The following is a 13,745-nucleotide window of genomic DNA, read 5'->3' on the forward strand; positions in this document are numbered from 1 at the left end:
CCTGCGAAAAATGAAAATAATCAAGTTGAACTTATTGAAGTTTCCTGGTGCCAAGGGTAAATGTGTCATATATATTTTATATAAGCGTTTTATAGTAGAAAAATATATCTGTGCCCTGCATGATGACGGGCAAAGAATATAAGAAATGGCCATAACGTAACAGATAACCATTTATCCTCCATTGGTATTGGGAGGTTCAGAGTCTGTTACTCTCCTTTTTCAACAAAAATGCCATCCGGGTGACCTTCCTCATTAAAGAACCAAACCCCTAAAGGGTAATCTTCAAGTGAGACCAGATACATGGTTCCTTCGCTGAAAGATTCAACAGCCATTACAACACCAGATCGCCTTGGGCCGCCATCTGTCTTCACCGTAACACGATCATTGATTTGCATAAGTTTATCTCCCATTTTCCTGTGCAATCTTATTTAATAAAGTACTGACTATTCTTAGTATGGTATCAGGTAGCCTGTTTGCTAAGCCAGTTTTCTAAATCAGCTAAGTAAAAATCATTATCAATATTATTAATGATTTTTCAAAGGAAAATCTGGAAATGCAGTCTCAAGTAAGCTCCTGAAAGTCAAGAAAATCACGTGGTTTTCCTATACTCATCAACAGACAGGGCCTGATGCTCACTGGTAACTCGAATTGTTTTAGGGTATATGCCAGGCTAATCCTGTTTTATTGCGCAAGTTATGCTTGCCTTGTCAATAAAAACCAACATTCTGACAACAACTATAATGCTCGCTATCTGTGTTTTTTTAGCGTTAACTTACTGGCTTTATTGAAATATCACGAGGATGTATGCATCTGCGATCGGCTCGATTACTACCCTTAATAGCGGCACTTTTCTCTTTGTATATCATTTGGGGGTCAACCTATTTTGCCATTGCTATAGGCGTACAAAGCTGGCCACCGCTATTGATGGCAGGCGTCCGTTTTATCGGTGCGGGTGTCTTTCTGATGGCTGTACTGTTATTAAAGGGGCACAAGCTGCCACCATTACGTCCGCTATTAAATGCCGCGTTGATTGGTGTTTTGCTTCTTGCCGTCGGTAATGGCCTGGTCACTGTGGCAGAACATCAGCTGGTTCCTTCTGGTATTGCTGCCGTTATGGTCGCCACGGTTCCACTATTTACCCTTTGCTTCAGCCGTTTTTTTGGTATTAAAACTCGTAAACTGGAATGGCTTGGTATCGCGATAGGTTTAGTCGGGATTGTTTTACTGAACAGTGGTGGTAACCTTAATGGCAATCCTTGGGGCGCGCTGTTAATTTTGCTAGGTTCAGTTAGCTGGGCGTTTGGTTCCGTTTATGGTTCTCGTATTGAGTTACCCAAAGGAATGATGGCAGGTGCGATTGAGATGGTAACCGCAGGTATTGTCCTGCTGATAGCCTCGCTGCTTGCAGGTGAACGGCTTACCGCCATGCCAGATACCGCTGGTTTACTCGCGGTTGCTTATCTGTCAATCTTTGGCTCTATCATTGCTATCAGCGCATATATGTATCTGATTCGCAATGTTAGCCCCGCCGTCGCTACCAGTTATGCCTATGTGAATCCCGTGGTAGCGGTTCTTTTAGGAACGGGTTTTGGTGGCGAAAGTTTATCACCGATTGAATGGCTGGCGCTTGGTGTAATTATTTTTGCTGTTGTTCTGGTGACGCTAGGTAAATATTTATTTCCAGAAAAATCACCGGCCTCACCTTCAGAGATAAGAGAATAGTCTCTGGAGAAATAATTATAATTCTAGCTGGTGTATGCCTTGTGTATCGATCTCTGCATGGCACACACCAGAAAATATCCACTCCTCCAGTCGCTCGATAATGGCCTGTGATGTTAGTTTTCTCTTCCATCTCAGAGAGCATTCCCATATCACCAGTACCCGCCAGCCCTGTGCTATCAAAGAAGTGATATTACGCCGATCCCGGGCAACATTGGCCTCCAGTTTATTCAGCCAGAACGTATGGCGAGTTGCCGGCATTTTGAACAGATAACAGTGATGGCAATGCCAGAAACAGCCGTGGGTAAAAATAATACAGCGCTGGCTATCAAGAACAAAGTCAGGTTTTCCAGCAAGTGAGGTATCCTGCATACGGAACGGAATACCACATTCAGCTAATAACGCAGCCAGCTGTTTTTCGATCGCCGTTTGCTGGGTTGCGATAGCGCGCATATTTTTACTGCGAATCTCTTTGCTATGAACATCAGCCATACAAGCTCCTCCATCATACTGGCTGGCTGTATGAATTTATGAAAACCGCTGAATTACTGTTTCATCAACCTGCAAATAATCGCCGGTTAGCTCTGAACAAAGTTTAGCCATATACTGAATCAGAAAATCTGCATTATGCCGGGCAAGCGTTTTACCCATCTCGGTTTGCATAGTATCAGGTAACTTTAGCAACTTATTCTGGAAGTGATCCAAAGCGTAATAGCTGTCATCAAGTGGCCGATGAAGAGCCAGCGGGTCGTTACTATCAAACAATGGGCGACCAAGTGCCCCTGACACATAAAAGACACGCGCCAATCCTATAGCGCCTAAGGATTCAAGTCTGTCCGCATCCTGTACGATTTTAGCCTCTGTCGATTCTGGTGTGATGGCTGCGCTGAAACTATGCGCATGCACAGCATGAGCAACAGCGTCATAATACTCAACGGGGAAGTCAGGAAAATGTGTCTGCAGAATTCTTATCGTCTCCAGGGCCGCTAACCGCGAAGCTTGCTGGCGCTGAGGACTGTCCTTCGGTAAATTCACAATGTCATGAAAATAGCATGCGGTCAGTACGACCAGGTCACAAGCTGTTTTTTCTTCAGCCATAATATGTTGTGCCGTTTTCCACACGCGCTGTAAATGAGCAATATCATGGGCTTTATCATCATGGCACCAGTTTTCACGCAGATAGTGTTCGAATTGTTGCTGCCAGTTCAGCAGTGACATAGTAATACCTCTTATTTGACTCTTACTGATATACCCATTATACCGCAAATCATCTGAGTATTTCCTGAATCAGGGTACTCTGTCACATCATTTGTCAGTATTCATGTCTGTGTAGTATGACGTATGTATTCACTCATTAATTTTTCATCTGTAGTCATAAAAAAGGCCAGTATTACTGGCCTTACATTCGGAGAGCATTAAATTAAGCATTATTTTTCTGATTAAGACAGATATTTAACCGGGCATGCATCTCAGCTTTCAACTTATCAAACCTCTCCTGATGAGCAGATTTTGAAGATAAATCCTCGGCAGTATTCTCTTTTGCATTGTCAACTATCACAGAGGGTGTCGCTCTCTGGTATGAAGAGTTTTTCTCATCACTATAAAATTTGCTATTTTCTGCTGAAAACGAAAACATTTTTTGTAATGATGTAAATGAATTAGAAATTGAACTTAAAAATGAGGTGAATCCATTTTTTATTTTACTCGAAGTTTGAGCTGCGATTTTTTGGCTTTCAACCATTATTTCATTACTGAGATGAGTCAGGTTTTTAAAGTCATTGATATATGCTGAAAATAATATACTCATAGTAATATCCTTTTGGTTATAAATAGGGTTATAGGTTCTACATTAGGCTAAAACAAACACAAGAAATCACTTATTGATTAAAATTTTTGCAATTTTTTCAACCGTTAATGCATTTGATATTTGTGATTCTTCAATTGTCACATCAAACTCTTCGAGGCGAATAATAAAGTCAATCAGTTCAACTGAATCCATCGCTAAATCGATAATGAGACTGTCACCAGATTTAATATTACTAACCGATGTGCCATTGACCTCACAGATAATATTTTTCACAATGGGCAACGCTTCTTCGAGCGTCATATCCTCTCTCATAGGTTGCTCACTGAATCACTATCGTCTACCAGATTATTAGTTTCTTCTTCTGATGCCGGGTTAAAAGAGTTAGCCAGATGCTTTACATCTGCAGAATGACGACTAAACGGATCTATGGTTCTGTTAGTTGTATAGACCGCTGTCTGCTTAACATTTACATCAACGTTAAATTTATTGGGTGCTAATTTAAGCGTCGGAGATCTCATTCTGTTAGTATTCGCCCGCGACTGTGAGAGACTATTTGCCCGACCAGTCAGCCCCAGAGCCCTTGTAATAGAGGAACTCTCATTACGAATTAAAAGCTGGGTATTCAGTGCTTCGAATTTTCTCACCAATTGCTGTACCGTATTAGTGTTACGTCCAACACTTTCCGCCAGGTCAGTTTCTGCTGTCATTGCTGGCTGAACGTCTTGTTCAGACCCAGTAAACGCTTTGGCGGCTAATCCTGATTGCTTATTATGCAGTGGGTTTACGGAAGTATCGGACTCGGTCACAAGAGCAGATAATGCTTGTGCAACTTGTGTAACGGCATGCTGTAAATTTTTACCCGCGTCAGTCGAGCCCAAAGGTACTGAATACTCGGCTGCTACCAGGCTGACATTTTCCATTTTTTGTGTGGCTCCTATGCCTACAGCTGCGCCCATGACAGGCAGGGATAAGCTCTCAATAACCCGTACAGGTTGTGGTTCTGCTTTTAAAACAGGCTCCTCAATCGTCTCTAATACCCGTGCGGAAGGCAGCGTCTCTACAGGTGTAACCAGAGAAGGAGTCATTAAAGAAGCATTGGTTTGGACAACATTAACTACATGATCGCTAAATTTATCTTTTCCACCATTTTCAGCACGCCCCCAGTACAAATCCATAAATTTTTCAACCAGACGTGCTTTTTGATTACCAAGTTCCTTATCCGGCGTATTCAATAAAGTAATACCAAAATCGATATCAGATGCGGGAGCTCGCTCAGATGTATTCCCGTTAATCGTTGCGGTTCCATTACCCCCGTGTACAGTATTATTGATACTGATAGGCCCATGTCCATTGTTAGCAGGAATTGAAATATCCGGCCCCCTGGGGCTTGCCATTTCAGGTTGACGCGATTCAGATGTTAAGGGAGTACTTTTTTCAGGATTATTTCCAGCGGGTGCTTCAGAGGAAGGCTGAATATTGTGATATTTAAGAACTTTTGATAAGGCAGTACAGGTATTTTTAAAACAAACACCTGATGCATACACATCTGTCCATGTCTGATCAGGCTGACATACTCTGCTAATTCGCTCTTCAAGAATGGCATGACATGCCATTACACCAGGCAAAAAAACATCTTCTGCTGTAGTCGTATTATCGTGACCAGTATGATGATACTCCCAAGCTTCTCGACAATATTGCATATAGTCTGAAACATGTTTATCAAGCGCTTGCTGACCATATTTAGAAAATAAAAAACTCAACTCTGAGGATAATTTTTCCTCTTTTCCAAAATCATTATTTTTTCTTGAAACTTCATCAAATACCTTCTGAAAAACAGCTTCATCTTTCGGTTCTGCATGCTTATAAATAATGCCCAACATATTTCTTATAGCATCACCTTTTTCATTGAGGGTGGCATTGCGAAGTAATACAGGTAAACCTTCACAAGCCATCTCATCGAATAAATTATCTGCACGTTTTGTTTGGCTCGGTAAAGTTATGAATTCTTTTGCAGCATTTTCAACACCAACTCTATCAATGGAACTTGCAAACTCACTCGAAGTTGATTTAGCTGATTTATTACTCGTCACAGGTCGGTTTAGTAACTGAGTAATATTACTTCTGATTGCAGAGGTTATTGTTGTCATTTTTAATCCTATTTATAATAAATCTAATCGCAACAGAGTATATTTACTGTTCGTTCCCAGGTAGTTAACGTATCATTACGGCATTCAGCATTATCAATTTCATAATCATTTTGATTATTTGCATTTGCTAAACCATTCTCTCTGGTTAAATAAACGCTATCATATGTTTCAGTTATAGATTCAGGGGGAATCTTTATCTTAGCGTCATATTTAATACTGGCAGCTAATAAACAGCAGCTTTCTTTTAAAAAATATCCATTGGCTACTATTTCTATCCATTCTATATCATCTTTAGTTAATCGGCTAATAGTGGGTACGACAGTGCGGTAAGCCAATTCTGCATCGGAGGTAAAGACCTCATCATCTGTCGGATGACTGGGATGGCCAGGATGATAGTAATGCCATACCTTACGGCAACAGTCTTCGTAATTTTCAACATGGCGGTATAGCGCGGCTTCTCCGTATTTATGTATTAGAAAATTTATCTTTTTTCCCAATTCAGGCTGCATGTCAGTATTATGTTGTACTTTTTTTAGCAGCGAAAAACACGTCTTCAAAAGAGCCTGGTCTTCAGGATGAACATCCTGAGAAATCATACCAAGTAAATTTCTTACCTGTGAAGATGACCAGTCCAATTTTTTTTCCCTGACAGAAAGAGGAAGATCCTTACAGGCAATAGCATCATAAATAGCTTCTCTTGTAGAAAGTTCAGCGGGCTCTAAAATAAAAGCCTTAAGAGGATCGTGAATATTTAAATTTGAAACAACTCCTCTAAGATTTAACCCAGGATGGGCTGATGGCTGTATCGTTATCGAAGATGATGGTAATTCTTCTCTCGTCACTTGTGTTATATTCGCCGCGATAGAATCACGTAAATTTGAATTCACATGTCGACCGTGGAATTGTTCTCTCTGCTCCGCTCTATTATTAACGTTAAGAAGATTGTTTTGCATCGGATATCCCCTGGAATAATCCGGATAAATACCTGCGCCATACCTTCGAGAACGTTCTATATCTGAGGTGGGGATTTCATACCTACCAGTCGTGCTAGCACTGTACATATATATTCATCCTTTTATAATTGACTATAAGAATTACTTAATTAACTTTATAATAAAAATAAATCACGCTGACTTTTTAATATAAAAAATATTAAAATACGTAATAAGCAAAATATTTTATTTTTTGTTTTTTATTAAGCCAATGACTTAAGTACTTCTCTGGCACTATCAGCCAGGGAGCTGATTGCTGAGCTCATTATTTTATTCAAAGTATCAAAGTTATTATTTGCCTGACTATAACGTTGAGCAAAAGACTGCATATTACTTTGAAAAGCACTCCCGGCAGCATTGAATGTGACCAGCCATGAATTATAACTGACTGTCGATACTTTGCCATTTTTTATTCCGGAGGGATAAGATCCTGATACTGAATTATACTGATCCATATTGAAACTAATTTTCCCATTATTATCCACTTTATATGCTGGCTCTAACGTTATGGTCATACGTTTTTTTTCATCATCGGTCATCTTATCCCAGCCTTCTACACTGCCTAGCTCGGCATTTAACCTGTCCACATCCTTTTGAAAAGCATCGTAACCGGCTTGCATTTTTTGTGTATCAAATGAAACATTATTGCCATCATCACCTGCAGATACTGCATCGGAAGATGCCTTCAGAACATTTTCATTGAATGACTCATACATCTCAGTGTATTTCTGCATTAAATCAGCATAGAAGTCGACATAATCATCTTTAACGTGAGCGATAAAAATAGCTATACTGAGCCATATTTCTGCATAACTCGTTCCCGTCGTGATTTCGCCTTCTTTAACAAACTCTTTTTCCAGTTTAGCTGTTGATGCTGTAAATTGTTCTGATGAGGTTTTTCTATAAAGCGTTTGATTGCGGATTTCATTACGGATAGCACTAAGTGAGTTTGAAATATCATTCAGTTTGTTATTGAGACCATCTTTTTTTTCTGATGGCTGAAGTTTAATATTCTGAAGATCATGGATTATATCAGGTATAATATTATTTCTGGGATCAGATTCATATTCACTAAATTTATACTGATTAAGTACATCCTCAATGTTATTTATGGTATTTGCCGTTTTTGGAGAGGCTAATACTTTAATGATATCCTGAATAAAACTTTGATATTTATCCTGAGTCGACTCAGCATGTTCAATCTTTAATGCAGAACGATTTTTGGAACCAGTATCATATTTTGGTATAGCGAGTTCATAATTTGGCAGATCACTTAAGGCCAGGGACATATAACGCTCCTTGTTATATAAAGCCAGATGTTTTATCTGGCTTGGAATCAAAAAATTAACGTATCCGGTCAGCAATAGATGACAAGGTGCTATTCTTACTGTTCAGCATACCTTCAAGCACTTGATTTAACGTAGCTTTAGACTCAGCAGATTTTTTGGCTGCCAGTTGATGGGTATTAGCAACCTCATTATTGACAGTCTGATCGGCACGAGCTAATTCCGCCTGCTTGGTCTCACCGGCGGCTTGGACGTTAAATGCTCCATCAACAATTTTCTGGCTTGAAGTTATAGCGGTGTTGCTATAGTCAGACATAATGCGCGTCTGATTAGTTTTCAACTGTATTTTATTATGGGCATGACGGCTAGAATCACTGGTAGCCTGAAGGGTTGAATTCCCCGCTCCTATTTTATTTTCAGCAACACTGCCCAAGCCCTTACCTTGATGTAACATACCATCTGTGGACGCGCCTGTAGAAGCTTTATGTATTCCTAATTCACGTTCATTTTTGATTGCAGAACCAAGATTATTACCGATAGATTTTGACTCACCCTTCAGTGCCTTCATGGTTTTTGTAGTCGTTACTCCCTGGCCTACAAGCCCCATAGCACCTGAGGTAATGGCTCCTGTCATACGCTGCTTCTCAGCATCAATGCCCTTATTTCCAGAGCGTTCAGCTGCATCAACGGCGCGCATACTCGACTTAGCGGACGATTGATTAAATTCAGCTTCTTGCTTTGCCAAAGTCACTGCCAGTAGATTTAGCAGTTCGACCATTTTCATATCGCCCATCATATTGGGGAACAGATGCTTTGGCGCATCAGGAGCCGTGATATCTGTTCCTCCTTCTACCGGTGTCCGGGGTTGCTTAACTCCAGCAGTAGTGTCTACTGATGATGAAGCGACTGGTGATGCCTTATTTCCATTAGCAGCACTGCCTGCTGTTTGCTGCAGGCCCGTTTGTGTAGTAAATACCGTTGCTGCCAAAGCGGCAGCACGCTCAAGTTTATTAATATCCCCCCCTTTCATAGTCGCGATTAAATTCATCAGTTCGCTCTTTTGCTCTGAATCAATTTTCTCACGACCAGCAAGAGGCTCTAATAAAGCTGGCCGCATGTCAGGATTAGGCATCACACTTTGATCCTGAAGAATTGCATTCATCATTCCATGCTGCATGGCTAATGCAACAAAAGATTGCACATTAGCCGTTACTGGCAGATGAAAATTATTATCTTCAGAAACTTTTTCAACGTTATTTATCTGAGAATGCTCAATAGCATAATTGAGGCCATCTGAAATAGCGATATTATTCATAATTTATATTCCTATCGGCGAGTAGTGTAAAAATATTTATCCTGCAACAGTGCTCATTCTCTTGGTAATATATAGCCCTGTTTGCATATTGCTTTCAGTCACTGATGACATTTTTTTAATAATTTCATTTGTAGATTCCATACGTGTTTTAAACGCATCGACAGCTCGTTCCAGCATTATATTAAGGAGTTCTTGTAGCGCTGTATTATTTAATAAATGAGCTTTCATTTTAGCCGCATCAACTTTCATATCAGCAACAACGATATTCCCTGCCGTTTGAATTGCTGTATTTCCCAGATTAGCAACGGCTAATCCCATTTCAGTACGTGCAGCAATCTGTGCTATTTTGGCCTCCTGCATACCCACAGAGCGTCCTACCCCTTGCCCGATTCGTTTAAGCACATCCATGACAACATTATTCATAATTTTATCCATTACTTTAGAGCCAACTCTTTTTGCAATCGCACTGGATAATTTACTCGCTACACTTCCGGCAACAACCACCGCAGCAACCATTATAATCGCCGTTGCTATAGCCCCCATTATTTGCCCAATCATTTGTGCTGTGGATTTATCAACACCCATAGTTTCCAGTATTTTAGCGTATACGCTGCCCAGCAGCTCCATCATAGGCTGAATAACTGCATCCATAAGCGGTTTCATAGCCTGAGCCATAAATGAAACACCATTTACAGCCTGATTAATTTCATCACCGATCGCCAACGCCAGACCAATCGTCGCGAATACAAGAGATGCCCCACCTGTAAAGACAGCTGCGGCAACACTGGCGATTGTAATCACCCATCCCAGAATTTTACCTATGCAACCCATGACTTTTTGCATTTCTTCTGCTTTGCGCACGCTATCTTCGTACTCTTTCGCTTTTTTATCAGAATCTTTAGCTGCTGCTTCTGATAGCTTAACCTTGAGCTCAGCAGCAGCTTTAAGATCATTGCTGGCACTGTTGTCAATCAGCTGAGAAATCAGTGCCATGAGGAAAGTTAAACTTTTCGATTGCTGATCATTTTGTTTACGCTGGTTTTCTATTACTGCTTGCTGATGTACAGGTGTGGTATTTGTCAGTGCTCGCGATTTATCTAATGTATTATCCAGTGCTTGCCTGGACGAATTCTCTGCCTTAACTGCTGGATTTAAAATATCTTTTGTGTGCTGATTAAATATCTGCGTTTTTTTATCAACATTGGCCTGAGCAGCTATAACCTCTTTTCTTGCATCATCAATTTGTTGATTTAATTCCGATGATACGGGATCTTGCTCTTGAGCCTGAGTTTCTAGTTTTGTCAGTGCTGATTGTTTATTTTTTAGATCAGACTCCGCAGACTTAACTTCTTTCTCAAGCTGGGTGGATTCTCCCTGCGCCTGTTTTAGAGCGTCTGAATTATTCGCCCATTGTTCACCTTGTGACTCTAATGCCGCTGCAAGTTCTGAATAACTGCTCTCTGCTCCGGCCATGCTGGCATTATAAGTCTTAAGCTGATTAAGTTGTTTTTGTAGCGAGCTATCTGATGTTAATTGATTTATTTTTCCCAGTAATTCCAGCATTCTAGCTGAAGAATGCATCGTCGTATTATCGGTATCTGAATTTGGTTCAGATAATAAAGGTATCTCCTGACGTATTAAGTTAACTGTACCTCCATTACCATTTATTGCATCTCTGGTATTTTCCAGTACACTAATAAGTTGCTTAGGCTGTAATACTTGCAAAGCACCTTTAATATTATCTAACTGGGGATGATCCTTTATCGCTGAGTTAACGAAGCGTTTTGCCTGTTCGCTTTGCCTCTTTAACTGTTGCTGATTAATATCAAGTAAAGCTTGACTGTTATCAATATAATCAAAGTTATCAGTACGAATACTCATTCATATATCCTCTTTGGTTTCCTCTGTTGACCCAATATCTACCTCTTCACTATTTATTTCATTAAGTGCTAAAAGATAAGTACTGGCTCGTTGATTCAATGCCTCATCGCTACATCTGCTGGCGACAATTTCAAAACACTTGCGAGCCTGAACAGCACGACGCTGCATTAAATTACATTGTCCGGCATAAAACATCGGACGATAATCATCTTTTGAAAGAGAGTAAGCTAATGCATAAAAATCTATGGCTTTCTGATAATCTTTCTTAAGTTGATATACTGCGGCTAACCCCATTGCATATTCGGGATTATAAAAATCATAAATACAGAGAAACCTGAAAAGCGACTCAGCGTCATTAAGTTTACCATGATGATAGAAATCGTAAGCTAGTTTATAAACATCATTCATAGTGTCGTTTGATACACCGTTTACATCCTTCAGGGTTGCACCATTCTGGATAGCTTCAAGTAAATTATCAGAATATTGCATAACATCATTCTCATCATTAATGTGTTCTTCATCGATATCTGAAGCATCGTGCACATATTGATTATCCATTCTTACCTCATACATTATTTATTTATTTGAAATACTAAAAGACTTGCTTAACTTGAATGCAGACAGTGAAGAACATAAAAATCATACTGACTGGTTACAATAATTAATACAAAAAAAACGTACTAACCTAACTATATTTATCGTTTATCGTTTTATGATGAATACTGTTATCATCAGATATTATGGTCGGCTCTTTCTCGCCCCCATCTAACACTATGGGTTCCATACCCTCAATTTCCACCTGCTTTAACCAGATAAGAATATTCATTATTTTCATAAGCGCCTCATCATTAAGAGAAATAAAACTATATTGACGATAAGTTTTATAAATCATACGCGTCAGCTGAATATCCCGAACAACCGGGATACCTATTTTCTCAGCATAGGCTATTGCCGCTCTTGCCTTCTGATTTGTGGAACGAAGAGCAATAAAAGGTAGCGAGGCAACTTCAGGATTGAAATAAATAGCAATTGCTATGTGCGTCGGATTCGCCATAACAACCTCAGAGTTTCTGATAGCAGACATCTCTTCACCTGAAAGAATTTCTTGGTGGATACGTTTACGCGCACCTTTGATTTCCGGATTGCCGTCATTGTCTTTTCGTTCGCGCTTAACCTCATGCTTATCCATCTTGAGGTCTTTAAAGTGCAAAAAATACTCTGCCATGAAATCAGCAACTAACACAACGAGTGAACAAATGATAAATGTGATAACTGTATTAAATCCCAGGATTAACCATTGAGTAATCAAGCTATTCAAATCACCATATACCAAACCCAAAGCTTGCTTGAGATCATTCTGAATTAAAACATAGCCAGTTACGATGAACACTATTAAATAGAGCACTGATTTGATTAATTCTTTTATTGTACGGATATTAAATATTTTTTTTACACCTTCCACAGGATTCAATGCTTTAAAATTCAGTTTTATCGCTTCAGTTGCAATAGAAAATCGAGTCTGCAGTAAGGTCATGCCAATGGCCGTCATACTAAAAATAATAATAACAGGTAATACTATAATAAAAAAAACCCGCGCTAATTCCAGCAAAAAATCACCAATACTGATTTGTAAATTATATTGCATAACTATTGAATACAACTGCGTAAAGCTTTTAAAACTTAGAAAGTGTGTAATGTAATAAATACTACATAGTAAAGAAATGGTAGTTGTTAGATCTTTACTTTTGAAAGTCTGTCCTTTCTTTGCTGAATCCTTGCGTCGTTTGTCCGTAGGTTTTTCTGTTTTCTCTGTCATGAGAATGAGGTCCGTTTAAGAGAGAAAATTTTTTAATGCAATAAATGGAAATATCTGCAATGCTTTATCAAATAAAGAATTAAATCCATATAATAAGAAAACGATAAATGCAATAAAACTTTTTACTGTGAGTGATAGAGAAAATGGATTTAGCTGTGGGCAGTAACGCGCAAAAATACCCAACAAGAGCTCAGAGAGCATCATCACAATTAAGACTGGCGATGCTATCACGAGACTGTTTTTTACCGTTACCATTAGAAATAAGCCTAATTCCTGCCAGTGAAAATTTAATAGATCGCTTCCACGCGGAAAAATTTTATAACTCTCTATCATCGATTCTAAAAGAAATTGGACACCATTACTGACAAAAAATAGAGCACCAAAAGCAAAGTTCATAAACCCTGAAAGAACTGAACTTTGCCCACCATTAACGGGGTCAATACTATCGCTCATAGTTGCACCTCTCTGATTATCGAGTAATTCTCCTACACTAATTGCAATCCAGAATGGAACACATAATGTCAAGGAAAGAACCAGACCGACAACAAATTCTTGCACTAATAAAATAAACCATCCCTGTTCAGGAGAAATTACCTCCTGAAAACATGGCCAGAGACCAATAATCGTAAGAGAGATCAGAATATTTTTTACCACCAGACCAGATAATACTCGTTCACCCAATACTGGCAGCATATAAAATATGACTGCCAGACGAGCGTAAGCCATAACAAAAATAACAAAACCACTTTGAAAATTCAGATAATAAATGACAAATAACATAA

The 13,745-nt window shown here is 39.4% G+C and carries 14 protein-coding genes; 1 reads left to right on the plus strand and 13 read right to left on the minus strand.

Features of this window, described 5'->3' with window-relative positions; translation table 11 throughout:
* Nucleotides 1-206: 206 nt before the first annotated feature.
* Entirely contained in the window at nucleotides 207-395 is a 189-nt protein-coding gene (dsrB, locus tag M2387_RS10180; RefSeq protein WP_259049064.1) for a protein DsrB, read from the minus strand.
* 415 nt (nucleotides 396-810) lie between these two features.
* Here dsrB and yedA point away from each other — a divergent pair, with 415 nt between their 5' ends.
* Nucleotides 811-1,722, plus strand: a complete 912-nt coding sequence (yedA, locus tag M2387_RS10185) for a drug/metabolite exporter YedA (RefSeq protein ID WP_259049825.1) — start codon at nucleotides 811-813, stop codon at nucleotides 1,720-1,722.
* A 15-nt stretch (nucleotides 1,723-1,737) separates the two neighbouring features.
* Here the strand turns inward: yedA and M2387_RS10190 are convergent, their stop codons facing one another.
* The 12 genes from M2387_RS10190 to sctT all read right to left on the minus strand — a co-directional run bounded on the left by M2387_RS10190 (nucleotide 1,738) and on the right by sctT (nucleotide 13,743).
* On the minus strand, nucleotides 1,738-2,211 hold the full coding sequence (locus tag M2387_RS10190) for a very short patch repair endonuclease (protein ID WP_259049065.1): 474 nt from the start codon (nucleotides 2,209-2,211) through the stop codon (nucleotides 1,738-1,740).
* A 36-nt stretch (nucleotides 2,212-2,247) separates the two neighbouring features.
* Nucleotides 2,248-2,937 carry a phosphohydrolase gene (locus M2387_RS10195; RefSeq protein ID WP_259049066.1) on the minus strand — a complete coding sequence of 230 codons (690 nt, stop codon included), beginning with the start codon at nucleotides 2,935-2,937 and terminating at the stop codon, nucleotides 2,248-2,250.
* 202 nt (nucleotides 2,938-3,139) lie between these two features.
* Nucleotides 3,140-3,526 carry a hypothetical protein gene (locus M2387_RS10200; protein WP_259049067.1) on the minus strand — a complete coding sequence of 129 codons (387 nt, stop codon included), beginning with the start codon at nucleotides 3,524-3,526 and terminating at the stop codon, nucleotides 3,140-3,142.
* Nucleotides 3,527-3,592: 66 nt separating this feature from the next.
* Nucleotides 3,593-3,826: an acyl carrier protein gene (locus tag M2387_RS10205; RefSeq protein ID WP_259049068.1), complete on the minus strand. Its 234-nt coding sequence runs from the start codon at nucleotides 3,824-3,826 to the stop codon at nucleotides 3,593-3,595.
* An 8-nt stretch (nucleotides 3,827-3,834) separates the two neighbouring features.
* On the minus strand, nucleotides 3,835-5,673 hold the full coding sequence (locus M2387_RS10210) for a hypothetical protein (RefSeq protein WP_259049069.1): 1,839 nt from the start codon (nucleotides 5,671-5,673) through the stop codon (nucleotides 3,835-3,837).
* Nucleotides 5,674-5,696: 23 nt separating this feature from the next.
* Nucleotides 5,697-6,626 carry a hypothetical protein gene (locus M2387_RS10215; RefSeq protein WP_259049070.1) on the minus strand — a complete coding sequence of 310 codons (930 nt, stop codon included), beginning with the start codon at nucleotides 6,624-6,626 and terminating at the stop codon, nucleotides 5,697-5,699.
* A 242-nt stretch (nucleotides 6,627-6,868) separates the two neighbouring features.
* On the minus strand, nucleotides 6,869-7,954 hold the full coding sequence (locus M2387_RS10220; RefSeq protein ID WP_259049071.1) for an IpaD/SipD/SspD family type III secretion system needle tip protein: 1,086 nt from the start codon (nucleotides 7,952-7,954) through the stop codon (nucleotides 6,869-6,871).
* Between the two features lie 55 nt (nucleotides 7,955-8,009).
* Nucleotides 8,010-9,266, minus strand: a complete 1,257-nt coding sequence (locus M2387_RS10225) for an IpaC/SipC family type III secretion system effector (RefSeq protein ID WP_259049072.1) — start codon at nucleotides 9,264-9,266, stop codon at nucleotides 8,010-8,012.
* A 36-nt stretch (nucleotides 9,267-9,302) separates the two neighbouring features.
* On the minus strand, nucleotides 9,303-11,147 hold the full coding sequence (sctE, locus tag M2387_RS10230) for a type III secretion system translocon subunit SctE (protein WP_259049073.1): 1,845 nt from the start codon (nucleotides 11,145-11,147) through the stop codon (nucleotides 9,303-9,305).
* Nucleotides 11,148-11,636: a type III secretion system translocator chaperone SicA gene (gene sicA / locus M2387_RS10235; RefSeq protein WP_259049827.1), complete on the minus strand. Its 489-nt coding sequence runs from the start codon at nucleotides 11,634-11,636 to the stop codon at nucleotides 11,148-11,150.
* A 196-nt stretch (nucleotides 11,637-11,832) separates the two neighbouring features.
* Nucleotides 11,833-12,963 carry an EscU/YscU/HrcU family type III secretion system export apparatus switch protein gene (locus M2387_RS10240; RefSeq protein ID WP_259049074.1) on the minus strand — a complete coding sequence of 377 codons (1,131 nt, stop codon included), beginning with the start codon at nucleotides 12,961-12,963 and terminating at the stop codon, nucleotides 11,833-11,835.
* A gap of 15 nt (nucleotides 12,964-12,978) precedes the next feature.
* Nucleotides 12,979-13,743: a type III secretion system export apparatus subunit SctT gene (gene sctT / locus M2387_RS10245; RefSeq protein ID WP_259049075.1), complete on the minus strand. Its 765-nt coding sequence runs from the start codon at nucleotides 13,741-13,743 to the stop codon at nucleotides 12,979-12,981.
* Nucleotides 13,744-13,745: the final 2 nt, after the last annotated feature.

Source organism: Klebsiella sp. BIGb0407, assembly GCF_024807845.1.
In the GTDB taxonomy this organism is placed as follows: domain Bacteria; phylum Pseudomonadota; class Gammaproteobacteria; order Enterobacterales; family Enterobacteriaceae; genus JGM124.

Coding starts and splice junctions, on each gene's coding strand:
- dsrB (WP_259049064.1), bottom strand. CDS start 395: ATGCAAATCAATGATCGTGTTACGGTGAAGACAGATGGCGGCCCAAGG.
- M2387_RS10190 (WP_259049065.1), bottom strand. CDS start 2,211: ATGGCTGATGTTCATAGCAAAGAGATTCGCAGTAAAAATATGCGCGCT.
- M2387_RS10195 (WP_259049066.1), bottom strand. CDS start 2,937: ATGTCACTGCTGAACTGGCAGCAACAATTCGAACACTATCTGCGTGAA.
- M2387_RS10200 (WP_259049067.1), bottom strand. CDS start 3,526: ATGAGTATATTATTTTCAGCATATATCAATGACTTTAAAAACCTGACT.
- M2387_RS10205 (WP_259049068.1), bottom strand. CDS start 3,826: ATGACGCTCGAAGAAGCGTTGCCCATTGTGAAAAATATTATCTGTGAG.
- M2387_RS10210 (WP_259049069.1), bottom strand. CDS start 5,673: ATGACAACAATAACCTCTGCAATCAGAAGTAATATTACTCAGTTACTA.
- M2387_RS10215 (WP_259049070.1), bottom strand. CDS start 6,626: ATGCAAAACAATCTTCTTAACGTTAATAATAGAGCGGAGCAGAGAGAA.
- M2387_RS10220 (WP_259049071.1), bottom strand. CDS start 7,954: ATGTCCCTGGCCTTAAGTGATCTGCCAAATTATGAACTCGCTATACCA.
- M2387_RS10225 (WP_259049072.1), bottom strand. CDS start 9,266: ATGAATAATATCGCTATTTCAGATGGCCTCAATTATGCTATTGAGCAT.
- sctE (WP_259049073.1), bottom strand. CDS start 11,147: ATGAGTATTCGTACTGATAACTTTGATTATATTGATAACAGTCAAGCT.
- sicA (WP_259049827.1), bottom strand. CDS start 11,636: ATGCAATATTCTGATAATTTACTTGAAGCTATCCAGAATGGTGCAACC.
- M2387_RS10240 (WP_259049074.1), bottom strand. CDS start 12,963: ATGACAGAGAAAACAGAAAAACCTACGGACAAACGACGCAAGGATTCA.
- sctT (WP_259049075.1), bottom strand. CDS start 13,743: ATGTTATTTGTCATTTATTATCTGAATTTTCAAAGTGGTTTTGTTATT.